Origin of the sequence: Nocardiopsis prasina DSM 43845 (assembly GCF_000341265.1) — a bacterium.
Taxonomy (GTDB): domain Bacteria; phylum Actinomycetota; class Actinomycetes; order Streptosporangiales; family Streptosporangiaceae; genus Nocardiopsis; species Nocardiopsis prasina.
The window spans coordinates 124,278-148,658 of the sequence record NZ_ANAE01000110.1 but is presented as its reverse complement, the minus strand read 5'-3'; the positions used below and the strand labels follow the sequence as shown (position 1 = coordinate 148,658).

General features: G+C 71.8%; 22 protein-coding genes. 13 read left to right on the top strand and 9 right to left on the bottom strand.

Annotated elements, in window-relative coordinates; genetic code table 11:
- Nucleotides 1-39: 39 nt before the first annotated feature.
- The 3 genes from D452_RS0111355 to D452_RS0111345 all read right to left on the bottom strand — a co-directional run bounded on the left by D452_RS0111355 (nucleotide 40) and on the right by D452_RS0111345 (nucleotide 2,540).
- Entirely contained in the window at nucleotides 40-792 is a 753-nt protein-coding gene (locus D452_RS0111355; protein ID WP_017544269.1) for a hypothetical protein, read from the bottom strand.
- A gap of 160 nt (nucleotides 793-952) precedes the next feature.
- Complete coding sequence (locus D452_RS28105) at nucleotides 953-1,468, bottom strand: hypothetical protein (RefSeq protein ID WP_152498568.1); 516 nt, start codon at nucleotides 1,466-1,468, stop codon at nucleotides 953-955.
- Between the two features lie 508 nt (nucleotides 1,469-1,976).
- The gene (locus D452_RS0111345; RefSeq protein ID WP_017544267.1) at nucleotides 1,977-2,540 is read right to left on the bottom strand and encodes a gamma carbonic anhydrase family protein; all 564 of its coding nucleotides are present in this window, start codon (nucleotides 2,538-2,540) and stop codon (nucleotides 1,977-1,979) included.
- Nucleotides 2,541-2,925: 385 nt separating this feature from the next.
- On the opposite strand from D452_RS0111345, the gene D452_RS0111340 reads away from it, so the two are divergent.
- Both D452_RS0111340 and D452_RS0111335 read left to right on the top strand, forming a co-directional pair.
- Nucleotides 2,926-4,146: a cell division protein DivIVA gene (locus D452_RS0111340; protein ID WP_026129201.1), complete on the top strand. Its 1,221-nt coding sequence runs from the start codon at nucleotides 2,926-2,928 to the stop codon at nucleotides 4,144-4,146.
- Nucleotides 4,147-4,289: 143 nt separating this feature from the next.
- On the top strand, nucleotides 4,290-4,739 hold the full coding sequence (locus D452_RS0111335; RefSeq protein ID WP_017544265.1) for a GNAT family N-acetyltransferase: 450 nt from the start codon (nucleotides 4,290-4,292) through the stop codon (nucleotides 4,737-4,739).
- On the opposite strand, the gene D452_RS0111330 is transcribed toward D452_RS0111335, so the two are convergent.
- A complete protein-coding gene (locus D452_RS0111330) occupies nucleotides 4,730-6,418 on the bottom strand; it encodes an MDR family MFS transporter (protein ID WP_026129200.1) in 1,689 nt (562 codons plus the stop codon). The genes D452_RS0111335 and D452_RS0111330 overlap by 10 nt on opposite strands.
- A 192-nt stretch (nucleotides 6,419-6,610) precedes the next feature.
- Here D452_RS0111330 and D452_RS0111325 point away from each other — a divergent pair, with 192 nt between their 5' ends.
- The gene (locus D452_RS0111325) at nucleotides 6,611-7,225 is read left to right on the top strand and encodes a TetR/AcrR family transcriptional regulator (RefSeq protein ID WP_026129199.1); all 615 of its coding nucleotides are present in this window, start codon (nucleotides 6,611-6,613) and stop codon (nucleotides 7,223-7,225) included.
- Nucleotides 7,226-7,307: 82 nt separating this feature from the next.
- On the opposite strand, the gene D452_RS0111320 is transcribed toward D452_RS0111325, so the two are convergent.
- Nucleotides 7,308-7,628 carry a hypothetical protein gene (locus D452_RS0111320; protein ID WP_017544262.1) on the bottom strand — a complete coding sequence of 107 codons (321 nt, stop codon included), beginning with the start codon at nucleotides 7,626-7,628 and terminating at the stop codon, nucleotides 7,308-7,310.
- A 199-nt stretch (nucleotides 7,629-7,827) separates the two neighbouring features.
- On the opposite strand from D452_RS0111320, the gene D452_RS0111315 reads away from it, so the two are divergent.
- The gene (locus tag D452_RS0111315; protein WP_017544261.1) at nucleotides 7,828-8,502 is read left to right on the top strand and encodes a class I SAM-dependent methyltransferase; all 675 of its coding nucleotides are present in this window, start codon (nucleotides 7,828-7,830) and stop codon (nucleotides 8,500-8,502) included.
- Nucleotides 8,503-8,712: 210 nt separating this feature from the next.
- Here the strand turns inward: D452_RS0111315 and D452_RS0111310 are convergent, their stop codons facing one another.
- Entirely contained in the window at nucleotides 8,713-9,093 is a 381-nt protein-coding gene (locus D452_RS0111310) for a RidA family protein (protein ID WP_017544260.1), read from the bottom strand.
- A 188-nt stretch (nucleotides 9,094-9,281) separates the two neighbouring features.
- Between D452_RS0111310 and D452_RS0111305 the strand changes: the two genes are divergently transcribed.
- Together D452_RS0111305 and D452_RS0111300 are read left to right on the top strand one after the other, a co-directional pair.
- Nucleotides 9,282-10,880 (top strand): N-acyl-D-amino-acid deacylase family protein, encoded by a 1,599-nt coding sequence (locus tag D452_RS0111305; protein WP_017544259.1) that lies wholly within the window; start codon nucleotides 9,282-9,284, stop codon nucleotides 10,878-10,880.
- On the top strand, nucleotides 10,877-11,800 hold the full coding sequence (locus D452_RS0111300) for a sugar kinase (protein ID WP_017544258.1): 924 nt from the start codon (nucleotides 10,877-10,879) through the stop codon (nucleotides 11,798-11,800). The genes D452_RS0111305 and D452_RS0111300 overlap by 4 nt, the downstream gene beginning before the upstream one ends.
- On the opposite strand, the gene D452_RS0111295 is transcribed toward D452_RS0111300, so the two are convergent.
- The gene (locus D452_RS0111295; protein WP_017544257.1) at nucleotides 11,797-12,105 is read right to left on the bottom strand and encodes a hypothetical protein; all 309 of its coding nucleotides are present in this window, start codon (nucleotides 12,103-12,105) and stop codon (nucleotides 11,797-11,799) included. The genes D452_RS0111300 and D452_RS0111295 overlap by 4 nt on opposite strands.
- A gap of 247 nt (nucleotides 12,106-12,352) precedes the next feature.
- On the opposite strand from D452_RS0111295, the gene D452_RS0111290 reads away from it, so the two are divergent.
- Together D452_RS0111290 and D452_RS0111285 are read left to right on the top strand one after the other, a co-directional pair.
- Entirely contained in the window at nucleotides 12,353-12,652 is a 300-nt protein-coding gene (locus D452_RS0111290; protein ID WP_017544256.1) for a DUF6412 domain-containing protein, read from the top strand.
- 113 nt (nucleotides 12,653-12,765) lie between these two features.
- Nucleotides 12,766-13,473: a YidC/Oxa1 family membrane protein insertase gene (locus tag D452_RS0111285; RefSeq protein ID WP_017544255.1), complete on the top strand. Its 708-nt coding sequence runs from the start codon at nucleotides 12,766-12,768 to the stop codon at nucleotides 13,471-13,473.
- 28 nt (nucleotides 13,474-13,501) lie between these two features.
- On the opposite strand, the gene D452_RS0111280 is transcribed toward D452_RS0111285, so the two are convergent.
- Nucleotides 13,502-14,119 (bottom strand): superoxide dismutase family protein, encoded by a 618-nt coding sequence (locus D452_RS0111280; RefSeq protein ID WP_017544254.1) that lies wholly within the window; start codon nucleotides 14,117-14,119, stop codon nucleotides 13,502-13,504.
- 278 nt (nucleotides 14,120-14,397) lie between these two features.
- On the opposite strand from D452_RS0111280, the gene D452_RS0111275 reads away from it, so the two are divergent.
- The 3 genes from D452_RS0111275 (at nucleotide 14,398) to D452_RS28100 (ending at nucleotide 17,213) form a co-directional block, all read left to right on the top strand.
- Nucleotides 14,398-15,030, top strand: coding sequence for a YigZ family protein (locus D452_RS0111275; protein WP_017544253.1), 633 nt, complete (start codon nucleotides 14,398-14,400; stop codon nucleotides 15,028-15,030).
- Nucleotides 15,031-15,148: 118 nt separating this feature from the next.
- On the top strand, nucleotides 15,149-16,642 hold the full coding sequence (locus D452_RS0111270) for an outer membrane protein assembly factor BamB family protein (RefSeq protein WP_017544252.1): 1,494 nt from the start codon (nucleotides 15,149-15,151) through the stop codon (nucleotides 16,640-16,642).
- Nucleotides 16,643-16,646: 4 nt separating this feature from the next.
- A complete protein-coding gene (locus D452_RS28100; protein WP_017544251.1) occupies nucleotides 16,647-17,213 on the top strand; it encodes a hypothetical protein in 567 nt (188 codons plus the stop codon).
- A 34-nt stretch (nucleotides 17,214-17,247) separates the two neighbouring features.
- On the opposite strand, the gene D452_RS0111260 is transcribed toward D452_RS28100, so the two are convergent.
- Complete coding sequence (locus tag D452_RS0111260; protein WP_017544250.1) at nucleotides 17,248-18,729, bottom strand: hypothetical protein; 1,482 nt, start codon at nucleotides 18,727-18,729, stop codon at nucleotides 17,248-17,250.
- A 251-nt stretch (nucleotides 18,730-18,980) separates the two neighbouring features.
- Here D452_RS0111260 and D452_RS0111255 point away from each other — a divergent pair, with 251 nt between their 5' ends.
- Nucleotides 18,981-23,975: a hypothetical protein gene (locus tag D452_RS0111255; protein WP_020379986.1), complete on the top strand. Its 4,995-nt coding sequence runs from the start codon at nucleotides 18,981-18,983 to the stop codon at nucleotides 23,973-23,975.
- A 45-nt stretch (nucleotides 23,976-24,020) separates the two neighbouring features.
- A complete protein-coding gene (locus D452_RS0111250; RefSeq protein ID WP_017544249.1) occupies nucleotides 24,021-24,368 on the top strand; it encodes a hypothetical protein in 348 nt (115 codons plus the stop codon).
- Nucleotides 24,369-24,381: the final 13 nt, after the last annotated feature.

Here is a 24,381-nt window from a genome sequence, read left to right as displayed (position 1 = left end):
GGCACCGCGGAACGTCCGGGGGGCCTTGCGGGGGAGTGCTCAGACGGTGCCCAGGGAGTCGAAGGCCGTGTCGATCCCGGCTGTGGCGTCCTCGCCGCCGCTGGTGTTGAGGCCGAGCATGAACGCGCCCCGGTCGTCGGTCACCTGGACCACCAGGAACCGACCGTAGCCGCCGTCCTCGTCGGAGGCGTCGCCCAGGGTGGCGCCGAAGGCGGGGCGGTCGTCCAGGGTGGTCTCCCCGGAGGGCTCGATGCGTAGGTCCGCGCCCCCGGTGACCAGCTCACCGACCATCTCCGTGGCCAGGGACAGGCCGGTGGCCGCGATGGGCTCCAGGGGGCCGAGATCCTCGGTGCCGGTGACGATGATGGCGTCCGGATCGTCCTCGGAGCCGTACACCGTGTACGAGGAGTACTCCGCCGGAACCTGGTCGTCGCCGAGCCGGGCCCACCCCTCGCCGGGCAGGAGGTAGGCGAGCCCCGCCCTGGAGTCGGTGACGGTGCCCTCGTCGCCGGGCGGAGGCCCGGAGCCCGTGGGCGGCTCCGTCTCCCCGGCGGTGCCGTCCGAGGCGGTGTCCTCCCCGGGTCCCGTCCCGTTCCCGGTGCCGTTGGCCAGGAACCAGCCGATGCCTCCGGCCGTGACCAGGAGGAAAAGGAAGGTCACCACGAGGGCGACAGTGAGGGTGACGCGGCGCGCGTTGTCGGGTTCGCTCACGCGGCGGGGATGACGGTCGGCGGGGGCGCGTGAGTCCGGGCGCTCCACCTCGCGTTCCGGCCTGTCGGGTCCTGCGTGCATCTCGGCTCCTGAAGGGGCTGCTGGCCGTTCTGTGGGCTGAGGGGCCCTGAAGGAGCAGTACCCAGTACGAGTCGGCGCGGAGCGGGACGAACGTGGCCGGATCAGGCCGATTTCGGATGATTCTGTTTCCGAAACGGAGGCTGTGGGGGCGGGTGTGACCTCAGAGGTGCCAGGCCCGCCAGGGGACGAAGTGCGGCAGGACCACGTCACACAGCGGATGCGATGCCGAGGAACCGCCCTGGACGCCGCCCTGGACCGGCACGACGAAGGTGGGCGGGCGATGGCCGTCACGGGCCGGGGGCACCGGACTGGCGTACCTGACCTCGGACGGCTGCTCGGGAACGGCTCCGCGACGCGGCCGTTTCCTCCTGACGGGAGTGCCGGTGGGGCCGGGTGCGGCGTGCCGGACACCCTCGTCCGACGCGCTGGTTTCGGTCGGCGAGACCGGTGGTTTCTCGGCGGTGTCGGCCTCCCGGACACCGTCTCCGCCGGGCTGGTCGCCGACCAGGTAGCGCCCGGTCAGGCCCAGTGCCCGGTCGATCTCGGCTGGACTGAGCCTGTGGTCGGTGTCGGCCACCGCGATGAGGACCTCGGCGTACAGCTCGATCTCGTCGAGCGCGACGTGGTCGTGGAGCCGGTCGCACACACTCAGCCCGTTCGCTCCCAGGCGGTTCACCACCACTCACCTCCCGGGGCACCGGTGTCGCAGGACAGGACGGCAACCCCGTGCGCCGGGGCGATGCGGGCGCGGCGCGACGGAACCGATCCCACAAGGAGAGAGGACTACCAGGCTACGGCCGCGGGACCCCGGAGCGCATGACTCTTGTGGGCCAGTACCGGGATCATCCGGGTTAGCCAGTGCCCCACATCCCCTTGGGGAGAGGGGATGTGGGATCTCACCCAGGCGAGTCACGGTCGGCCGGGCACCGTCCGCCGTTCCGACGGCGGGGGAGCCACAGGTCCAGTCGCCCCCAAGACGTCGGTGCGCGGTGTTGGGGGGCGTCGTCCGAGGACCCGGGAGGACAGGACAGAGGCTTCGAGGACCGCTCCCCCGGCTCGCGGGCTCTTCTCCTCCCCGAACCCGGTCCACGGGCGAGGAGCCTCGTCCGAAAGGCTCATCTCCGCACGCCCGAGCCCGGTACGCGGCTCCCTCCGCGCACCGGGCTCCGCCGCGTCCGGAGGAATCAGCGCCAGACGACGTCCTGGTGCTGCACGGCGTAGGCGGCGTAGGCGGTGGGGGTGTGCTCCAGCACGAGGCGGTCGTCGTCGTTCAGCTCCCGGACGACCTTGCCGGGGAGCCCGGCCCACAGGGTGTTCGGGGGAACGACCTTGCCCGGGGCGACCAGCGAACCCGCCGCCACCAGCGCGCCCCGGCCGACCCTCGCCCCGCCCAGGACGATCGCGCCGATGCCGATGAGCGCACCCTCCTCGACGATGGCGCCGTGCACCATCGCCTTGTGCCCCAGGCTCACGTCGTCATGCAGGACGGCGGGCTGTCCCGGGTCGGAGTGGAGGCCGCACTGGTCCTGGATGTTGACCCGATCGCCGACCACGATGTCCTCGGTGTCCGCGCGCAGGACCGATCCGTACCAGACGCTGCTCTCGGCGCCCAGACGGACGCGTCCCACCACCACCGCACCCGGGGCGATCCAGGCTGTGGGATGGATCTCCGGCTCGCCGAAGGGCGCCCCGCCGATCCTCGCGCCCGGGCGCGGCTCCATGCCGAATCCGTCCGTCTCGCTGTCCATGCGTGGGTCCTCTCGCTTTATGTCCCCTGGGGCGAGAGGGCAGGAAGTTGACCGCTACGCCCCCGTACGGGGATGATCGCGCATACCTTAGTAAGAACGTGACCAGGGTCCGCACGGCGATGTACGCGCCGGGGCTCTTGACGCCTCGGCGCAGCGCGTGTCTACCTTGGTCGTTTGGACGGTGTCCACGGCTTCACGCTCCGCTCTCGGCCGGTGCCCCTCATCGTGCCGAGCCGGAGCTCGACAACGGACATCCGCGGGCGAACCAGACCGAACGGTTCGACGGGTGCTTCGACGACACATGGGTACGGGGCAACTCTCACCATCTCTCACCACCTGCGACGCGCAGCAACGGTGTTAAGGACATGAAAGGCACATGAGCGATATGTTGCCGGGCGGCGGACTGCAACAAGACCGTTTTCCGACGGTGCGCAAGGGCGGCTACGACAAGGCGCACGTCGACGACTACTACGTCCGAATGGACAACCAGTTCAAGGATCTCCGTGAGCGCCTCCAGCGCATGGACGACGAACTGGAGCAGTACAAGCGCGACCTCGCGATCGCCCGCGAGAAGGCCCAGGTCAAGCCTGAGCACGAGCAGATCAGCGAGCGCATGGCGGAGATCCTCCGCATCGCCGAGGAAGAGGCCAAGGAGCGTCGCTCCCGGGTCGAGTCCGAGGTGAAGGAGGCCCAGAAGAAGGCCCAGGAGGAGGTCGCCAAGCACCGCAAGGACGCTGAGGAGCACGCCGAGCGGATCGTCTCCTCCGCGCGTTCCGAGGCCAACGAGATGGTCGGCGGTGCCAAGAAGGAGGCCGACCAGCTCCGTGAGCAGGCCAAGCAGGAGGGTGACCGCCGCCTGAGCGAGGCCGAGGCCCGCGCCAAGAAGATCCACGACACGGCCGACCGTCGTCTGGCCACGCTGACGGCCACGCACGCCGAGGCGCTGCGCCGCCTGAAGGACATGCACTCCACGCTGGCCGACCTGGTCGCGGCCGAGGACAAGGCCGGTGCCCTGGAGACGGGGCTGTCCCGCGAGGAGACGGCCCCCGCTCCGGCCGAGGCCCCCAAGGGTCAGCCGAACTCGGGCCCGCAGAACCCGGTGCGGCCCAAGCCCGCGGTCAAGCCGGAGAACAGGGCACCCGAGGCCAAGGCTCCGGAGGCCAAGGCCGCCGAGGCTCCCAAGGCTCCCGAAGCCCCCAGGCCCGCCCAGCCGGAGAAGAAGGAGGAGGCCACCACCAAGCTTCCCCCGCTCCAGCAGGAGCCGGACCACGCCACCGTGCGCATCCAGCCGCTGCCCAAGCCCGAGCAGGGACAGCAGGAGTCTCCCGAACCGGAGGTCCAGCAGGGACCGAGGCGTGACGAGGGCAAGGGCGGCGAGCCCAGGGTCGCCGCCCCGCAGCCCCCGCAGGGTGCCCGCTTCGACGCCCCGGCCCCGGGGCAGCAGGCGCACCAGCAGCCGAGCGGCCCGCAGCAGGCGCCGTCGGCTCCGCCCGCCGAGGAGGCCGGGGGTGACCCGGGTATCACCGGCGTGTACCGTCGCCCCGAGGGCGGACAGCAGCACCCGCCCGCGAACGACGAGGGCGTGCGGGTCATCCGCAAGCCCTGACGCGGCGCCGTACCGGGCTCCGCACCGGCGTCGTCAGGTGTGTCACCAGGGCGGGACCGGCCGGTCCCGCCCTTGGTGTTTTGTGGTGAGTTGTAGGGTGACGTCCGCCTTGTCGCAGGCCGTCGGCTACGATGCCGACAGCCATGATTATCCGCGCGGCCATTCGGTCCGACCTCGGTGCGATTCTGCGTCTCCTGCGCGAACTCGGTGACACCACCCACACGCAGAGCGCTCATGTTCGCATGTCCTCCGCCGCCGTACGCGCCTGGACCCGCATGGAGAACGACCCCGACCGCACCGTCCTGGTGGCGGAGCGCCGGGGCCAGATCATCGGGACCCTGGACCTGCTGACGGTGGCCAACCTGACCCACGACGCCCAGCCCTGGGCGGTGGTCGACAACCTCGTCGTCGACCCCGACACCAGGCTCCAGGGCATCGGCCGGGCGCTCATGGAGGACGCTCTGGACCGTGCCGCGCGCGCGGGCTGCTACAAGGTGGAGCTGCTCTCGCACGAGAGCCGCCAGGGGGCGCACCTCTTCTACGCCGCCCTGGGCTTCGACACCTCGGCCGCGGGCTTCCGCCGCTACCTCTGAGCCCGCGGGGCCCGCTTCGGCCCGCCACCGCGCAGCGGCACGCCCTTCATGAACGAGACCGCGACCAGACCCAGCACGGCGATGGGAACTCCGGCCACGAACACCCCCTGCATGGCGTGGTCGAAGGCGCCCACGACCACGTCGCGGACGGGGCCGGGCAGCGAGTGCACCAGCTCAGGGGAGCCCTGGGCGGACTCCGCCGCCTGCTCCAGCCCCACCGTCAGCTCCCGGGCACCCGAGTCGGTGCCGTTGGCGGTGTCCAGGGCCAGGGCCTCCTGCGCGGAGGTCGCGGCCGAGGCGAGTTCGGCGTTGAGACGGCTCACCATGACGGCGCCGAAGGCCGCCACCCCCATGGCCCCGCCCAGGTTGCGGAAGAAGGTGACCGAGGCGGTCCCGGAGGCCATGTCCCTTACCGGCAGCGCACTCTGGGTGGCCAGCAGCAGGATCTGCATGTTGAGGCCGAACCCGAGGCCCACGAGCATCTGTCCCACGACCACCGTGGTCAGCCCCGGGTCGAACTGGGCCAGACTCAGCACGGTGAACCCGATCACGCAGAGCACCATGCCGACGACGGGGTAGACCTTCCACCGGCCGGAACCGCTGATCGCGAATCCGGAGCCGATCGAGGTGAGCAGGAACGAGGCCACCAGCGGCAGGGTCATCAGCCCGGAGACGGTCGGGCTCATGCCGTGCACCATCTGGAGGTACTGCGGCATGTAGATGATCAGGCCGAACATCATCATGCCCACGGTGACGGAGCCCGCCGAGGCCAGCACGAACGTGCGGTCGCGGAACAGGCGGGTGGGGATGATCGGTTCCTTGGCCCGGCTCTCGACCAGGACCGCCGCGACGGTCAGCAGCACCGCGGCGGCACCCATGGCGTACGCGGCCGGGGAGTTCCACGGGATCTGTGTGCCGCCCAGGCTGAGCAGGACGATGACCGTGCTGGCGGCGCTGAAGATGAGCCCGGCGCCGAGCCAGTCCACGGTGGGCCGCTGGCGCGGCGTGAACGGCATGCGGAACATGAACTGGATGACGCCGAAGGCCACGACCGCGAGCGGCACGGTGATGAGGAAGCACCAGCGCCAGCCGAGGGGGCTGTCCACCAGGAACCCGCCGACCAGCGGCCCGAGCACCGTGGAGACACCGAAGACCATGCCGATCAGGCCGCTGTAGCGACCGCGTTCACGGGGCGAGACGACGTCGCCGAGGATGATGTTGGGCAGCGTGGCCAGGCCGCCGACACCGAGGCCCTGGAGCGCCCGGGCGGCGATCAGCCAGTTGATGTCCTGGGCGAATCCCGCCGCGAGCGAGGCGACGATGAAGATGCCGAGGGCGATCTGGAAGAGGAGCTTGCGCCCCCAGATGTCCGAGAGCTTGCCCCACACGGGGGTGGAGGCGGTCATGGTCAGCAGGGCGGCGGTCGCCACCCAGGCCAGCCGGTCCTGTCCGCCGAGCTCGCCCATGATCGTGGGCAGCGCCGTACCGATGATCGAGTTGGTGAGCATCGAGGTGAGCATCGCCAGGACGAGCCCGACCATGATCCGCCGTACGACCGGGCGCGAGGGGTACTCGGGTGTGGGTTCGGGAAGTGGTGCGGGGGCCGGGAGGTCCTGGGGGGAGGCGGTCCCGGGGGAGGAGCCCCGGGTGGTGGATGTCCCTTGTACTGACTGTTCCATGAGGCCCCCGATTCCGGACGCACGAAAGCCCCGCGGCACGCACACCGGGGGCAAGCATCCACGTCAGGTATATGTAAACGCTGTTGACCTGTCAAATCGGTATCTCTCGGGCGCTTCCGGTATGCGTGGGGTGTACCGAGGTGTCAACCTGGAGTACTGAAAGCCCGATCGCGGCCGCCAAGGGGTGTGCAGATGGAGCGTCCGGAACAGACCGGAGCCGGCGCGGAGGCGCCGACGCGTGGCCGTGAGGCGACACGGGAGCGCATTCTCGCCAGCGCCAAGACACTGTTCACCAGTGAGGGGTACGGCGCGGTGTCCTCGCGCAAGATCGCGTCCCACGCGGGGGTGAACGTCGCGCTCATCAACCGTTACTTCGGCTCCAAGGCCGGTCTGCTCACCGAGATCCTGCGCGAGGACGGCGTGTTTCCCCGGCTCATCGAGGAGGGCTCCCCCGAGGACCTGACCGAACGGCTGGCGGAGCACTCGGTGGGCCGTCTGCACGGCGAGGGCACCCCGTTGCAGCTGTCACTGGACGACTCCGCCGGTGATCCCGACCTCCAGTCGGTCTACCAGGGGCGGCTCAAGAGCGCGCTGATCGATCCCCTCGCCGTCTACCTGGGCGGCCCCGACGCGCGCGTGCACGCGTCGCTGGTCGCCGCGGTCCTGTTGGGGGTGGGCCGGGTGCGGCGCGTGGAGGGGGCGGCGGCGCTGCGCGCGCACGACCGCGAACAGCTCAAGGAACGGGTCCTGGCCCTGCTGGAGCTGTGCCTGAGAGACTTCGGCGAGCCGGAGCCGGAGGCTTACTGAAGAGGTGCCCCCGCCCCTCCCAGGCAGGGGAGGGGTGGGGGCGTTCCCGGGCCGGGGGGCGACCCGGGGGTTCACGGGGGTGTCAGAGCGGGAAGGCCGTGGCGGCGATGCCGACGGCGACGACCGGCAGGATGAACGCCCAGTACTGCATCGGAACGAAGAAGAGCGTGTGCGCGTTGCGGTGTCGGACGGGCTGTCCGGTGGCCGGGTCGAAGGCCTGCTTGGGGGCGTTCAGCCTCTGGCCCACGAAGTAGACGGCCACGGCGGCCAGGACGCAGCCCACGGCTCCGCCGAGGCCGGAGGCCTGGGAGCCCATGAGGTGCCCGGCGACGATGCCGCAGGGAACGGCGATGGCCGCAGCGATGAGTAGGACCAGAATGCCCCAGCCGCGCCAGATGATCATTTCTGTTGTTCCTTGAGGTCTCAGTGGGGGAATTGTGGACGTCTCGTGGGACACGTGCGAATAGGGATCAGTTCTGAGATTCCGGTGAATATCCGGACCGTCTTCTCATCCCCTTTTGTGTGACTCCTTTGCGGGTTCGGCAAGGGAACTCGCATCACCGCACCGCGCTGAGCAGAGTGGGGGAGGAGGTGGTCGACACATGACCGACGAGTACGGTTCCCTGCCCGAGGAGATGGGCGAGGACTTCTGGAACGACCGGTACCGCTCCGAAGACCGGATCTGGAGCGGACGGCCGAACCGGCACCTGGTCAGCGAGATCGAGGGCGTCCAGCCCGGGCGGGCGCTGGACGTCGGCGCCGGTGAGGGCGCGGACGCCCTGTGGCTGGCCGCACGGGGCTGGCGGGTGACGGCCGTGGACATCTCGTCCGTGGCGCTGGACCGTGCGGCCGCGCACGCGGTGGAGGCGGGCGCGGGGGTTGCGGACCGGATCACCTGGCTGCGCGCGGACGTGACCCGGTGGGCCCCGCCGACCCCCGAGTACGAGCTGGTCACGGTCCAGTTCATGCACCTGTATCCGAACCCCCGGGCGCTGCTGTTCGCGGACCTGGCGGCGGCGGTGGTGCCAGGCGGGGAGCTCCTGGTGGTCGCCCACCACCCCAGGGACCTGGAGACGGGGGTGCCGCGTCCGCCGTACCCGGAGCTGTTCTACGAGGGTGACGCGGTGACCGCCGCTCTCATGGAGGGGGAGTGGGACGTGATCGTCAACGAGGCGCGGCCCTCGGAGCAGACGCTGGACGGGACCGTCCATACCGTCCACGACCTCGTGGTGCGGGCACGCCGTCGTGGCCCGGTCCGTGGCGGCCTCGCGGATTGATGACACAGGGAGGGCCTGGGAGGACGTCCGGCGCGGACGCTCTGGCAGCCGCGCGAAGGGGCCGACACGGTGGAACCGGCCGCCCCCGGGGAGCCGGTGTCGGGGGCGGCCGGTCGACGAGGTGCGTCCCGGGGGACCGTGCACCGTGCGGTGAACGGGTGGCCGGGGCGCGGATCGGGCCGCGACCGGGAGGCGGACCGAGGCGACCGGTCAGTCTCGGAGCTTGGCGACGACGTCGATCTCGACCAGGATGTTGGCCAGGTCGGAGCCCACGGTGGTGCGGACCGGGTAGGGGGTGGTGAAGTGCTGTTCGTAGACGGCGTTGAACTCCGGGAAGTCCGCCTTGAGGTTCTCCAGGTGGACCGTGGCCTTGACGACGTCGTCCAGGGTCAGGCCGTGCTCGGCGAGTACGGCCGCGACGTTGGCGAGCACCCGAGTGGTCTGCTCGCCCACGGTCGGCGCCACCTCGCCGGTCTCGGGGTCCTGCGGGCCGAACCCGGCCGTGTACAGGAAGCCGCCCGCGACGACGCCCTGGCTGTAGGCACCGGCGGGAGCGGGGGCCTGGTCGGTCTGGACCGCCTTCTTGGACATGCGTCTCCTTCGGTCGGGTCTCGCGTGCTCCTGCGCGCGCCGGGGATCGTGTGGTCACGCGGGTCCGCGAACACATTTATTGGCAACAAAGTTACCAATTATCTTTACTGAAGCGTATCTTGGGCCACACTGACACTCCGACGGCGGAGACGCCGAACCGGGTGTCGGGGACCCCGAACGGAGGAACAGTGCAGCCCGAGACCGTACTCGCCGGGGGACGGGTGATCGACGGCACCGGCGGCCCCTCCCGCCTCGCCGACCTCGTCCTGCGTGACGGCCGCATCAGCCACATCGTCCCACCCGGGAGCGCCAGGAGCACCGGCGAGATCATCGACGTGAGCGGCCTCGCCGTCTCCCCGGGGTTCGTGGACATGCACGCCCACTCCGACCTCGCCCTGCTCGCTGACCCCGCCCACGAGGCCAAGGTCCTCCAGGGCGTCACGCTGGAGGTGCTCGGCCAGGACGGGCTCGGCTACGCGCCCGTCACCGACGCCACCGCCGACGCCGTCCGTGAACAGATCGCCGCGTGGAACGGGACGCCCGACCTCGACTACTCCTGGCGCGGTGTCGGCGAGTACCTGGACCTCATCGACCGGGGGTCCCCCACCAACGCCGCCTACCTCGTCCCCCAGGGCAACGTCCGCATGGCGGTCGTGGGCAACGACGACCGCCCCGCCACCGAGGCCGAGACCGACCGCATGCGCGCGATGATCGCCCAGGGCATGGCCGAGGGCGCGCAGGGGCTCTCCGCAGGGCTCACGTACACCCCCGGGATGTACGCCAGCGACGACGAGATCGTCGCCCTCCTCGAACCCGTCCGCGCGGCGGGCGGCTACTACTGCCCCCACCACCGCAACTACGGTTCGCGCGTGGTGGAGTCCTACCAGGAGTGCCTGGAGGTGGCCCGCCGCGCCCAGGTGCCCCTCCATCTGGCCCACTGCCACGTGAACTTCCCGCAGAACAGGGGCCGCGCCCCCGAGGTGCTCGACGCCATCGACGAGGCCACCGTCCGCTACGGCCTCGACGTCACCCTCGACTCCTACCCCTACCGGGCCAGCGCCACCTACCTCGCTGCCCCCCTGCCCTCCTGGGTCCAGGAGGGCGGGACCGCGGCCACCCTCGAACGCCTGCGGGACCCCGCCATCCGAACCCGCGTCCTGCGGGAGATCGAGGTGGAGGGCACGGACGGCAACCACGGCGCCCCCATGGACTGGACGACCCTCGTGGTCACCGGGACCGCCGACCCCGCCCTGTCCTGGGCGGTGGGTTCCTCCGTCTCGGACCTCGCTCGGGTTCGCGACGAGGCCCCCGGGAAGGTCTTCGTCGACCTCCTGATCGCCGACGAGCTGCGCAGCGGCTGCCTCCTCCATGTCGGCAACGAGGAGAACATCCGCACGATCATGCGCCACGGCTCGCACACGGCGGGCAGTGACGGCATCCTCGTCGGGGAACGCCCCCACCCTCGCGGCTGGGGCACCTTCCCCCACTACCTGGGCCACTACGTGCGCGAACTCGGGCTGCTCAGCCTGGAGGAGTGCGTCCGGCACCTCACCTCGCGGCCCGCCCTGCGCCTCGGCCTCGTCGACCGGGGGAGCATCCACGTCGGAGGCGTCGCCGACCTGGTCGTGTTCGACCCCGACACCGTCCACGCCCGGGCCACCTACGAGGAACCCCGTCAGACCCCGGTGGGCATCGAGCACGTCATGATCGCCGGAGAGTTCACCGTCCGGGACGGGCGCCGCACCGACCGCCTCCCCGGCCGATCCCTTCGGAGGAACACCCGATGACCAGGATCGACGCGGTCTGCGTGGGGGAGACCATGGCGGTGCTCACCTCCCCCGAGGCCCTCGCTGAGGGCGCCCGCCTGACGGTGGGCACCGGTGGCGCCGAGTCGAACGTGGCCATGGCGCTGGCCCGGCTCGGCCACCGCTCCGCCTGGGTGAGCCGGGTGGGGGCGGACCCCTTCGGACGGATGGTCACCGACTCCGTCGCCCGCTGCGGGGTGGACGTGCGCGGCGTGGAGGTGGACCCGGTGCTCCCCACCGGGCTGTACGTGAAGGACACCGCGCCCGGCGGCGCCGGGGTCCTCTACTACCGGAAGGGGTCGGCCGCCTCGACGATGTCCGTGGTGGACGCCGAGAAGGTGTGGTCACGGGGGCCCAGGCTGGTGCACCTGTCCGGGATCACCTCAGCGCTCTCCCCACGCGCCGCCGCGCTGGTCCGGGAGCTCCTCGACCGCAGGTCCGGGAACGGGGCGCTGCGCTCCTTCGACGTCAACCACCGGCCCGCCCTGTGGGAGGCCCGTGAGGCCGGGCCGGTCCTGCTGGACCTCGCGCGCCGCGCCGACGTGGTGTTCGTCGGCCGCGACGAGGCCGAACGCCTCTGGGGCACCCCGGCGGCGGAGGACGTCCGGGCGATCCTCCCGGAGGTGCCCACCCTGGTGGTCAAGGACGCCGAGCACGGGGCGACGAGCTTCGACGGGGCGGACACGGTGTTCGTGCCCGCCCCGCCGGTGGACGTCGTGGAGGAGGTCGGGGCGGGCGACGCCTTCGCCGCCGGCTTCCTGTCGGGGCTGCTCGACGACCTCGCACCAGACCGGCGGCTCAGCCTGGGACACGCCGCGGCCGGAGAGGTGCTGCGCTCCCGTGGGGACGTCCTCGACCGCGTTCCGGACGAGGTCCCCGGCATCCGTGCGGGGAACGCCTAACCGATCACGATGGCCCCGGCCAGGACCGGGGTGCCGAAGCGGACGGATCCCTGACCGGAGGCCAGGGTGCGGCTGCCCTGGCAGCTGGTGCCCGCGAAGAGCGCGAACCGGGACTCGCCCTCGATCTCGACCACCCCGCCCTGACCGGTCTCCAGAACACGGCAGCCGCCGTTCTCCACGGACTGCTCGTGGCCGGACTCGAAGGTGACGAGGACCGGGGCGGTCTCCTCCTTGCTGGCCATCCCCGAGATGGCCCCGGCGATGGTCGCGGACATGGTGGCGAGGTTCGCAGGGCGGATCGGCACGGGATTCCCCTTTTCACCGGGCTCGCACGAGCCCTTGGGACACAGGTACTGGAGACCCGGCCGGGCACCGAAGGGCGCTGCCGAGTGCAGAGATGGTTACTCTGTGTCATTTAGCTACAGGATCACGCGAAAGGTGGGGAGCCGCAACGGAGTGTCGGCGGATTTCTCGCGGGGTGAAGGGGCCCTTCGCCGGCCTGGTGGCGACTGGGTACCATGAGTGCCATCGGACGGGAAGGGAGGGCGACGCGTGCAGTACCTGCTGCCCTTCTTCGAGTTCCTCACCCTCGGCTTCCTCCCCGTCGACCTCCCGCTCCCCGGCATGGAGAGCGGCGCCCTGACCCTGCTGGTCGTGGCGGTCGGCGTGGCCCTGACCTGGCTGGCCCTGCGCGGCACGGCCCTGTGGCCGGTGGGCGACACCGCCACCGGCTCGGCGCACGCGATGCGCCGCAGAGCCAGGAAACTCCCCGTCCTCACCCTGTGCGACCCCGACGCGGCGGGCAGACCGCGTCCCCGAGCACCCGGCGGGGCCCTCCCGGCCGCTCGCTGACCACGCCCCGACGCGTGCCCACGCACGCCGCTGTGCCCACGCACGCCCGTGCCGTGGCTCGGCTCCGAGCGGCCTGACGTCTGAACTTCCCACCCAGACGAAGGGTCCCGACCTTGTACACCTTCGGGCCGATCGCGGCCGTCATCAGCATGCTCTCGGCGGTCCTCGCCGCCCTCACCACCACTCTCACACCGCTCACGGGCGCCCTGGCCGCAGGACTGGCGATCGTCGGCCTGACCGTCGCCGTCCGCCTCCTGCTCCTGCCGCTGGGGGTGGCCCAGGTGCGCGCGGAGAAGCAGCGCGCCCGGATCGCGCCCAGGCTCGCGGAGATCACCAAACGCCACGGCAAGAACCCCGAGCGGATGCTCGCAGAACAGCGCCGGGTCTACACGGAGGCGGGCACCTCGCCGCTGGCGGGCTGCCTGCCCGGCCTCGTGCAGATCCCGCTGGTCGTGGCCCTGTACGGGCTGTTCATCGGTGCCGGACCGGGGGAGGAGCCCCTGCTCGCGCACACCTTCGGCGGTATCGAACTGGGCTCCACCCTGGTCGCCAGCGTCGAGGGGCTCCTGGTCCCGCCGGTCTTCGCGGCGCTGCTGGTCCTCCTGGCCCTGGTGGCCTGGGCCAACCGCCGCTACGTGGTGCTTCCGATGATGCGGGAGAACCCCGCGCAGCCCCCGATGCTCGCGGCGCTGTCCTACATGCAGTTCATGACCGTGGTCATCGCCGCGTTCGTGCCGCTGGCTGCCGGGATCTACCTGTTCGCCTCCACGACCTGGGCGCTCGCGGAGAAGGTGGTGCTGCGCAGGGTGCTGCCGGACTGAGCCCCGCCGCCGGGGCCGACCGCGGGCGTCAGAACTCGACGGTCACGCAGGCGAGGCGGTCCCCGGCGGTGCCCGCGTGCCCCTCGTGGGTGGCGGTGTGCTCGTCGTGCAGCACCAGGGAGTGCGCCTCGCCCTCGCGGAACTCCCAGTCCACCGTCGAGGTGACGAAGGCGTTGCCGCTGTTGTCGGTGGTCATGTCCAGCCAGACCTCGTTCTCCGGGTTGGCGTACTCGGGGTCCGTGGAGGGCTCGTCGTCCTTCGCCGCCGGGTCGACCTCGTTCTGGTAGTGCGGCCCCGCGTCGGCGGGGTCGTCACCGCAGGGGCGGGTGTGCACGTGGGCGCCGAAGTCCCGGTCCGCCTCCAGGCCGGTCCCGGTGAACTGCACGAATGTGGAACCGTCCTGGACACGGACCTGGACGTCGGCGGTGGCGCCCTCGGGTACCGCGGTCTCGTCGTAGGTGATCGCCCCGGCGCTCTCGCCCGGCGGGAGGAAGATCGAAGCGGTCACGCTCGGGGCGGTGGTGGGCTGGGCGGCGGGGTTGTCCGTGGAGGTCGCCCCGTCACTTGTGGAGGGCGCGCCCTGAGCGCACCCGGTGGCGAGAAGGGCGGTCAGGACCAGACCGACGACGGGTGGCGTGGTGCGCATGTCGGGACTCCCCGGGGATCAGTGCTGTGGCTGTCCGCAACGTTACCCAAAGTGCATGTGGGATAACTACGAGTGCGGCAACTGTGGTGTGGGCGGAGGGTCGGCGCCGCCCTCGTGAGGGCGCGCCCGTGCGCCCGGCCCCCGCTGTGCGGGCTCTCCCGGCGCTCCTGGGCCCCTCCGGTGAGGGGACCGTACCAGCAGACCGTGCGGGAGGAGGCCGGCCCCCTCAGGGATGGCAGACTGGTGCGTCCCACCACGAACCCTTCTGAACAGGCGACATGAGAACGATCAAGCGCGGCGGCGAACACGAGATCGAGATCAGGAAGTCCCGGTTCGTCTGCGCCATGGCCAGGGTGGACAGTGAGGACGCCGCCCGCGCGTTCATCGCCGAGCGCCGCAAGGAGCACTGGAGCGCCAATCACAATTGCACCGCCTACGTGCTGGGCGACGACGGAGGAGTCCAGCGGTCCAGCGACGACGGCGAACCCGCCGGGACCGCCGGAGTGCCCATGCTGGAGGTGCTCCGCCACCGGAGGATCACCGACACGGTGGCGGTGGTCACCCGCTACTTCGGCGGGACCAAGCTGGGCGCGGGCGGGCTCATCCGCGCCTACGGCAACGCGGTGTCCGCCGCCGTCGAGGAACTGGGCCTGCTGGAGCGGCGCCGACTCCTGGTGGTGGACGTGTTCGCCGACTACGTCCTCGGCGGTCGGCTGGAGAGCGACCTGCGCGACTCCTCCATCACCGTCAGGGATGTCGCCTACGAGGAGCGGGTCCGGATCGAGGTGGCGCTGCCCGAGGCCGAACTGCCCGGCTTCGAGGTCCGCCTCGCCGAGCTGACCGGAGGCCGGGCCGAGTCCGAGGTGAGGGGAGTCACCACCATCGAGGTGGAGCCCGAAACCGGCGCCTGAGCACGGGAACGGCGCGCTCACAGGGCCGTAACGAGTGGCCGACACCGTGTATCCACCTGGCCGCTCCCCGGCTTAGGATTTGCCGTAAACGTCATCGTTTCGTGGGGAGATACCGTCAATGCGCAGCTCACGGGTGCTTCAGGCGCTGACCTGTGGCCTTGCGGCGCTGCTGGTCGCGGGGTGTACCGGTGATCCTGAACCGGAGCCGCCCGCTCCCGCACAGGAGGAGGAGCCACCTCCGATCCCCACGGAGTTCGAGGGCGAGGCGCCTCCCGGCATCGAGGGCGAGGTCCTGCGCCACCTGCACGGTGACGGCGCGGACTCCCACGACATCCTCGACGACCCCCTGGGCGTGCGGATCAGCCCGGTCGGCGGTGCCTTCCTGATCAGTTCCGGCGGTGAGGACCGCCACCTGCTCCAGGACGCCGCCACCGGCGACACCCTCTGGGAGGGCGAGGCGCGCTTCCGAGGCTTCGACACCGACACCGAGGGTGCGTCCGTCCTGCTCATGACGGACGCGGACGACACCCCCTTCGTCCTGGACGCCGACGGGGACAGGCTCTGGGAACCGGCCGAGGAGGGCGACCTCTATCTGGACGGCCTCGCGGTGCGCCGCCCGGCCGAGTGGAGCGCGGAGGAGCCCCACGGCGACTTCTCGGTGCTGGACCCCGAGGGCGAGGAGCTGTGGTCCTATACCTTCGATCCGGAGGACCCCGAGTCGGAGGACCCGGGTCCGGCGGACGGTGGGGCCGACGACGACGCCGACGAGGAGACCGACCCGGAGGAGACCGAGGCCAGCGCGGACGACCCCGAGCGCCTGGGAGTGCCGGTGGCCGCCTGGGACGACACCGTCCTGCTGGACTCCGGGGACTCCGTCCTGCGCGCCCATTCGCTCGACCCCGACGACGCGGGTGAACTCCTGTGGTCGGTGGCCGCGAGCGACGAGGAACTGGGGCTGCCCGCCACCGCGCCGACCCCCGTCCCGCAGATCCTCGGGGTGTTCCCGGCGCCCCAGCCCGACTCCGAGTCCGAGTCCGAGGAGGACGAGGACGACCCGGCGACGGTGCTGCTGCGCTGGGCCCAGCCCGAGGCGCCCTCGGTGCTCTCCGCGCACGACACCGTGGACGGGGAGCAGTTGTGGACCCTGGAGGAGGCGGGCACCAACCCGGTCTCCCGGCACTTCGACGAGGCCGGCTACCCCGGGCTCCTGCACGACCCCGACACCGGCACGCTCCTGCTGTCGCAGGCCAGCGGTGAGGCCACGATGGTCGCCGTCGACCTCGTGGAGGGCGAGGTCCGCTGGGGCCTGGAGGAGGACGACGGCTCGATCTCCCCGGCCTTCGCCCACGGCGGCCTCGTCTACGGGGACTCCCGCTCCAACGAGGACGGCGACCTCCAGCTGGTGCTGGACGCCGAGACCATGGACGTGGTGGGGGACGAGCTCTCCGCCTACGTGGAGGCGATCACCGACACCGGTCACGCCATCCTCGTCCAGGACCGCCAGCGCTTCGTCTTCGGCCCCGCGCCCGAGGACCTCGAAGCCACCGAGGACGCGCAGGACGGGGACGCCGAGGACTCCGAGTCCCCCGACCCCTCCGACGACGCCAGCTGATCCGGTGAGCGACCGGACACCGGCCCCCGGACCCGGCTACGAGAGCGGTGTCGTCACCAACCCGCTACTGCGGATCGCGGGAATGGTGGGCGGCCCCGCGATCATGGTGGCCGGCACCGGCATCCTCATCGTGGACGAGGGGGCGTTCTGGTGGCCCCTCCTGGCGGTGGTGCTCCTCGCCGCCGCTGTCGGCGGCACACTCGTGTACGTCTCCAGCGTCCACATGAGGGTCGGGAACGGTGAGCTGGAGATCAACGCGGGCTACCGCAGTGTCAGGCTTCGGACCGGCTCGGTCGGGTACGTCGGCAGGGCCCGCTTCGAGGGCCGTCACGCGCGACGCCTCGGCAGGTTCAACCTGACCAACGCCCGTGCGGGCGAGGGCGTCGAGATCGTCAGCAGGAACGGCACGTACGTCACCGCCCGCACCGACACCCCCGACGAACTCGTCCGGGCGCTGATCGCGGAGGGCATGGACCCGAGCGCCCTCCGCGTCCCCTTCCCCTTCGAGTCCGTCAGCTACCGCCGCGTCCGCGAGATCCAGCGCGAGAAGCGCACCGTGAACCCGGCCTGAGACAGCCCGGCGCCCCCGATGGCGGCGGTCCCGCTCACTGGCGGCGTTCGGGCAGCCGCAGGACCACCCTGAGGCCGAGCGCCCCGGTGTCGACGGTGCCGTCCTCGTGGGCCTCCCACTGCCAGCGCGCGTGGATCGACTCCCCGGTGCCCACCACGAGGGTGTTCGGGGGGATGCCGCCGAGCACGTGCTCGTCGGCGGTTCCGAGCGGACGCGGTACGACCACCACGAGCGGGTGTTCGGCGCTGTGCTCCAGGCCGTGGACGGGGTCCGGGGCGGTCAGGTCGGGCGGAGCCGCGGTCACCAGCGAGTGCAGCGGCTGACCCGACCGCAGGACCCGGACCGTCAGGCCCTTGGAGTGGAGCGCGTCGGCGATCACGCGCACGGCGTCGGCGGCGATCGTGCGGTCCCCGCCCACGGCCAGCAGACCGCGCGTCCTGGTGAGGTCGACGTGGACGAGCGCGTCCCCGTCCTCCAACGTGCCCAGGCACGCCAGGACCCCGTTGACCACGGGGCGGACCATCGTGTGGGTGGACGCGGCGAAGTTGAGCGGGCCGGAGGACCCCGAACCGCGCGCGTAGCGCCAGGTGGTGGTGTCGACGACCCGCCACGAGGTCGCCGGAGGGGTTGCCCCGGCGGGGACGATCGCGGTCGTCTCCCCGGGTGTGGTCAGGATGGCGACGGGTCGGGCTGGGACCTCGGCGGGGGCCCCGAGGAGGTCGGCGTGGGCGCCCCCCGCCCGGTGGACGGCGTCGGGATCGGCCGTGACGCGCTCGGTCGCGGCCCGGCGGCGACGCGTAGCCGCGGCGATCCGAGCGGACCTGGGCTTGCGGGGTCTGCGCCAGGGGAGCGCGGCGATCCTCCGGAACGGCCAGGCGATGGCCCGGCCGATCGGCTGCCAGAACAGCGTGAGCAGGGTCAGCAGGATCAGCGCGGCCGCACCCGCCGCGAGGAGGCGCGGGTCGATCTTGGGCTTGTCGTCCTGCGGGGTGACGTCGGTGACCTCGCCCTGCTCCGCTGACGGCTCCTCTTCGGGAGACGGGGAGTAGGCAGGCGGCGCCGGGTGCGGGCTCGGCGGGGCGACTCCCTGGGCGTTGGCCTGGTCGACCGCGACCACGCAGAGGGGGTCGCGGCCCTCGTAGACGCCCTCCCCGCCGGAGTCGAAGGGGACCACCAGCCGCCAGTCCGCCTGGAGTGCGCGGTCCTCGCCCAGGGCCGTCCCGTCCGCCTGGGAGCGCCCCGCGTTGAGTTCGTGGATCTCGTCGGCGCGCTCGGGGTCGTCCAGGATGAGGTCGGCGATCGCCTCGAGCCCGGGGGAGCCCTCCGGGACCACGTAGTAGTAGACCTGCGGGCACATGTCGTAGGTGCCCGCGGTGTCGGCACCGGCCGGGGACGCCAAAGCGGACAGGAAAGCCGCCACCAGGGAGGCGCTGACCGCGAGGCCGGTGGCGGTGCGGGCCGTCCGCGTCGCCGCCGACCGTGTTCCGAGGGGGCGTGCCGCCGCTGTCAGGGTCACTCGCTCTCTCCCGTTGGTGTCTGCGCTGGTGGGTCGTCCGGAGGGGAGATGCGGAAGGACTCCTCCCGGTTCACGCGAACTCGGGGGCCTTCCGAGGCATCTGTTCACTCATGGGGGTGGGAGTCTATGATGTCGGACTCGCGCGGTGCCCTACGCCCCCGAGGCCCGCGAACCCCTGGCTGTTCGTGCCGCTGCCTGTGCGCGGAACACGACGGTGCCCTGTCGGACCTGGAAAGCGAGTACTTCGGGACGTGGCCAAACAACCTCGTGAGTACCTCCGGTGGGACCTGCTCGACCGCCCCGACGACCCCGTTCCGTGGCAGACGAGTGACGTCCGCACCCTGAGCAGGTTCTACGAGAGGCTGTCGGACGCGGCCGAACAGGCCGCCGCCGACATGCGGCGCCTCGAGGGCGACTCCCTGGGCGAGGGCGACACCGTCGCGGCCCTCAAGGAGCTCGTCAACGAGCTGCCCAAGCACCTGGACAAGGCCCAGGAAGCCTACGAGAAGGGGTACAGGGCCCTCGACAAGTGGGAGATCTCCCTCGGAACGGCCCGCCAGGACAGCGCGTCGATCGCCCACCAGGCCGCCTCGGCCTACACGGCGCTGGAGGACACCGACGCCTGGAAGAAGAGGGTCGATGGTGAGGACCCCGAGCGGGACGCGTTCATCACCAGGCTGACCAGCGTCCTCAACGACATGGACGAGGCCGCCCGCGAGTGCGCCGACGCCTTGGAGGAGGCCAAGCAGGGCAGCCCGCGCAAGCTGTGGGGTTGGCTGGACAAGATCGTCACATGGGTCGAGGAGAACCCGCTGCTGTACGCGGTGGCCATGGTCGTCGCGGGCCTGGCGGCCATCTTCATCCCCGGACTCGGTATCGCCCTGGCCCTGACCGTCCTCGCGATCAGCGCCGCCTCGCTGCACAAGGAGGGCAAGCTCGGCTTCAACCGGGAGTCGCTGTTCACCCTGGGCATGGACGCGATCTCCCTGATTCCGGGCGGCGCCCTGCTGCGCGGTGGACGTGCGGTCGGCAGGGTGGCCGGTGCGGCGGCCACCCGTGTTCCCGGGCGTGTGGCGGGCGGCGTGAGCCGTGCGGCCTCCTCGGTCCGCAGCGGAGCCAGCCGTGCGGTCCCCGCCACGGTCAGCCGGGCGGCCAACACCACGGGTGGGAAGATCGCGACGAGTATCGCCAAGGACAGCGCGGCCAGCATGGCGTCGTCGGTCACGGTGCAGGTCGCAGGTGAGGGCAAGAGCCTCAGTGATATCAACTGGACCAACGAGGCGCTGACCGCAGTCGGGACCAGCGCCGCCGGTTCCACCGTCGGGGTGCTCGCGGACAACGGCTCGCTGCCCAACTTCTTCGGGGGCGGTTCCGGAAGCGGCGGGAGCGCAGACGGGTCCGACCCGGCGGCGGGGGCCGGTGGGGCGGACCCGGCCGGAACCCAGGACTCCGGTGGAGGAGGCAACACCGGCGCAGGCGGCGCCGCCACCGGGGAGGGCCGCACCGGGGAGGCGTCACCGGACGCGGCGCTCACCGACCCTGACGCCGGTCCCGCGCCCATGGGCGGCCAGGGGGACCCGGTACCCCAGCAGGCTGGCCGGGGTGAGGCGGAGCCGCAGGCCGCTGCCGCCCAGGCTGGTGCCGGTGGTCCGGTTCCCGAGTCGGCTGGCGCCGGTGCGGAGTCCGGTTCCACGAACGCCGTTGGTGACTCCGAGTCCGGTTCCGGCGGTGCTGGTGCTCCCGTTGCTGCCATGGGTGGACCTGGGGATTCCGTGCCTGCTGCCTCGGCCGATGCGGGCAGTGCGGGTGGGACGCCAGCGTCGACGAATGTCGCTGGTGACTCCTCGACAGGCACCAGCGGCACCTCCACCGCCGAGTCGGACGGTAGAGGGGACTCCTCATTCGCCCCCGATCACGGCCCAACGGACACGGTCGGTACGGGGGACTCCGCGACCGGAGCGGCGGACGTGCCGGGCCCTCACGACACCGGAGGGAACCAGAGCGACCGGGGCGACGGAACCGAGCCCCGAGAGGACTTCGCTCCGCCCACCCGGTCCGGGAGCGGCATGAACACGCCCCAGCCGCCCGCCTCACCTCGGGCTCGGATCGCAGAGCCCGGAGAGGTGGACGTCGCGCCCGCGAACCGCGACGGTCAACCCGATACCCCGTCGACCGGGGTGCGCTCCAACGAGAGCACCGAGACTCGGTCGGGCGTGGACGAACCGAACCCCGCGCCGCGAAGCGCCGACCAGCACCCGAACACGGCAGAGCAGCGGACCCCGGAACGGGCACCCGGCGAGGCCCAGCCCCGCCAACGCGCTGAGGACACCCAGGCCCCTGACGCCCCGCGTGGTGACGGTTCCGGTGCCTCCGCGCAGGACGGTCCGGTCGTCACCCACACCCGCACCAACGGCCAGGGCGAGTTCACCACCACGCGCGGCGCCGACGGTGAGCAGAACGTGGCCTACCGCTACCCGGCCACCCGCGAGGGCGGCTCGGACTTCACCATGAACGTGACCCGTGACGGTGTCGACGTCAACGGCACCAGCGTGCGGAGCACCGGGCGCGGGTTCGACGTGTCCTCGGCGGACGGCTCGTCGGTCCGCGCCCAACGGGACGGCACGGTCCGCGCGGGAGAACTGGAGGTGACCGGTCCCGGCGGCAGGGGGCGTGCCTCCTACCGCGACGGTGAGCTGACGGTCTCCACGAGCGACGGGGACGTCTCCGTCTCCCGGGACACGAACGGCAGCGAGGTCCGGACCGGGGACGGCCTGACCGTCCGCCAGGACGCGGACGGCCTGCGGGTCAGCCACACCGGTGACGGCCCCGTCGACCTCAGGACCAACGGTGGCGGACCCGACGTCACCCGGTCGGCGGTCGACAGCACGGGGCGCGCTCCGCGTTCCCAGGTGACGGACCCGACCACGGGCAGGAACGCCGAGGTCGGGGTCGACGGCTACCGGGTCGACGTCCCGGGTGGCGGCTCGCACGGCTTCGACCGCGCGGACGGGACGGTCCGCGTCACGTCGGGTGGAGCCCGCGCCGAGGTCCGGTCCGATTCGGCGCACCTGTCCCACGCGGACCGGGGTGTGGACTTCGATCTACGCCAGGACGGCACCGGCAGCGTCAGAGGCGGCCCCTCCAGCGCCGAGATCCGCGCGGACGGCGGCATCGACCTGCGGTCGTCCACCCACGGGGACGGGAACGACGCGGCCCTCAGGCAGGTCGCCGACGGCCGGGGCGGCACCCGCCCCGTGTTCAGGTCCGGGAACGTCACCGCGGAGCCGGGGCAGGTCAGCTTCGACCACGGTTCCCGAGTCCAGATCGTGGACCACCACGGAACGAGTGCGATTCACGTGGTCGACGGCGGCCGACAGCGGACCTACGACATGGACGGAAGGCCAGTGCCGGGCGAGACCTACCCGAGTCTCCCCCTGGACCCGGCTACCAACACCCCCTCCCTGGCGGTCAGTTCCCCGGACGGTCGCACGCTCACCAGCGTGACGATCGAGCCGGGGCGTGGCGGAGACGGGCCAGGAGCGGCCCCCGCGTTGCGCGTCGAGAGCCCGTACGGCTGGTCGGTGCGCGCCTCCGGAGACGGGGACATGACCATGGCGGCGCCGGGCGGAAGGGAGAACTCCCTGGAGGTGACGCGTCGAGGCGACGGCTCCGTGGCGGTGAACACCAGGGACGGGAGTCACCGGGCCGACAACGGTGGCGGACGGCTCAGCGTCTCCGGGCCCGAGGGGCTCAGGGGTGACACCGACGGAGACCGGGTTCGGGTGTCCGACGGGGAGGCGACCACGACCGCCCGCACGGACGAGGGAGGCGTCGGCCCGGGCGAGAGGGTGGCCGAGACCAGGAGCGACAGGGAACCCCGCCCACCGTTCGGGGAAAGCTCGCAGCATGAGAACTCCGTCTCCACGAGTGCGGGGACGAGCGTCTGGGCCAGGGGTGACGGGGTCCACACGACGATGGCCCCGGGCCGGGACCCCGGCACTGTCAGCTCCGGCGGCCGGACCGTCGACGTCACGCCCGACGGCCTGACGGCGCGGGGCACCGGTCGCGACTCCGACACGTGGGCGGTGTCGACCAGCCCCGACGGGACGCGCGGCAGCAACGGTGCGCAGAGCATCGAGGTGACGGCCAGGCCCGGTGGGCCCGGAGTGCAGAATCCGATCCACACGGGCAACGGCCGGTGGCCTCGGTTGCGTGACCCGTTGGTCTCGCCCGACCAGATCCGGTTCGAGTCCGGCGGGAACGTCTCGGGCACCCGGTCGGCCTCCGGGCGCGCCGAGGTCACCGACGGATCCAGCGGAACGACGGTCCGGGACGCCCGGGGCGGGGTGCGTGTCGACTCCGGCGGCGGCCCCGAGCTGCGCGTCACCGAGGGCCACGTCCGCGTCTCCGCGCCGGACGGGGTCCAGCACCGGGTGGACATCCCGGGTTCCGGGGCCGACGGAGCCCCGGCCCGCCCCGACCGGGACGGCGGCGCGCGCACCGCTCCCCCGATGACGGACGACGGCGACGCCCCCGCTCGGCAGGACGGCGACGACACCGCCCAGCGGGACGGCGACGACACCGCCTCCGGCGGGGACGACCGGCGCGACTCTCCGGGGCCGGAACGCCCGGACCCCGATCCGGTCACCACGCTCCGGGACACCCGGAGGGCGGCCCTCGACGGGATCCCCTTCGAGCTGTTCAAGAACATCCTCAACGTGGTCGCGGGAACGGGATTCGACTTCGCCCGCCATTTCGCGGCGGAGACGACCGGACTGGACTGGCTCTCGGACGGCATCGCGTTCGGTCCCGACGGGATGCCCAATCCCAGCTACGTGGTGCAGTCCTTCATGCAGCTCGGAACTGCGATCCCCAAGGCGGCGGCCGAGGGCAGGTACGGGGGCGCCGACGGCCTGCCCGGCTTCCCACTGGAGCTGAGCCACCAGGCCATGCGCAACAACCTCCGGGACGAGTATCTGGACGAGTTCCACGAGGACTTCCGCGAGGGGGAGAAGGTCGAGGAGCAGCTCGAGGTGCTCAACAAGCTGCTCACCGAGGAGAACCTCAAGGAGTACGAGGCCACCCGCAACACCGATCACTCCAACTCCAGTGCGGTCGAGGAGCAGGAGCGGGCGGACCGCTTCCTCGCCGATGCCCAGGCGCAGAGGAGGGTCCTCGAAGCAAGGCTCGCGAAGCTCTACGACGTCAGCCTGGAAGACGTGGAGAAGATGCGGGACCAGGGCTGACACCGCACGGGCCGAAGCACGCACGAACACCAGGAAGGGGGTCGGATGGCCACCATCGTCAGTATCGACACGGACGCCCTGATCGACATGCGGGGGTCGCTCAACAGGATCCAGAGCGCCTTCGCCGAAGCCGAGGAGGGCGATTCCTACCGGAGCCCCGAGGACCGGGCCGAGGACATCGGTCCGGGCAACCTGGTCGACAAGGCCAAGGACTACGGCAAGGACTGCAAGAAGAACTACGAGCGCCAGGCCGAGGACCTCGGGGCCCTGCTCCAGGCACTCACCCCCGTGATCGAGACCTTCGAGGAGGCGGACGAGGAGATGGGCAGGAGCCTGACCGACAAGGAGCAGGGCGCCCCGCCTCCCGGTCACCCCAACCAGTCCGCCGTCTAGCCTGACCGCGGAG

Coding starts and splice junctions, on each gene's coding strand:
- D452_RS0111330 (WP_026129200.1), bottom strand. CDS start 6,418: ATGGAACAGTCAGTACAAGGGACATCCACCACCCGGGGCTCCTCCCCC.
- D452_RS0111315 (WP_017544261.1), top strand. CDS start 7,828: ATGACCGACGAGTACGGTTCCCTGCCCGAGGAGATGGGCGAGGACTTC.
- D452_RS0111320 (WP_017544262.1), bottom strand. CDS start 7,628: ATGATCATCTGGCGCGGCTGGGGCATTCTGGTCCTACTCATCGCTGCG.
- D452_RS0111280 (WP_017544254.1), bottom strand. CDS start 14,119: ATGCGCACCACGCCACCCGTCGTCGGTCTGGTCCTGACCGCCCTTCTC.
- D452_RS0111300 (WP_017544258.1), top strand. CDS start 10,877: ATGACCAGGATCGACGCGGTCTGCGTGGGGGAGACCATGGCGGTGCTC.
- D452_RS0111355 (WP_017544269.1), bottom strand. CDS start 792: ATGCACGCAGGACCCGACAGGCCGGAACGCGAGGTGGAGCGCCCGGAC.
- D452_RS0111325 (WP_026129199.1), top strand. CDS start 6,611: ATGGAGCGTCCGGAACAGACCGGAGCCGGCGCGGAGGCGCCGACGCGT.
- D452_RS0111340 (WP_026129201.1), top strand. CDS start 2,926: ATGTTGCCGGGCGGCGGACTGCAACAAGACCGTTTTCCGACGGTGCGC.
- D452_RS0111345 (WP_017544267.1), bottom strand. CDS start 2,540: ATGGACAGCGAGACGGACGGATTCGGCATGGAGCCGCGCCCGGGCGCG.
- D452_RS0111250 (WP_017544249.1), top strand. CDS start 24,021: ATGGCCACCATCGTCAGTATCGACACGGACGCCCTGATCGACATGCGG.
- D452_RS0111335 (WP_017544265.1), top strand. CDS start 4,290: ATGATTATCCGCGCGGCCATTCGGTCCGACCTCGGTGCGATTCTGCGT.
- D452_RS0111270 (WP_017544252.1), top strand. CDS start 15,149: ATGCGCAGCTCACGGGTGCTTCAGGCGCTGACCTGTGGCCTTGCGGCG.
- D452_RS0111310 (WP_017544260.1), bottom strand. CDS start 9,093: ATGTCCAAGAAGGCGGTCCAGACCGACCAGGCCCCCGCTCCCGCCGGT.
- D452_RS0111275 (WP_017544253.1), top strand. CDS start 14,398: ATGAGAACGATCAAGCGCGGCGGCGAACACGAGATCGAGATCAGGAAG.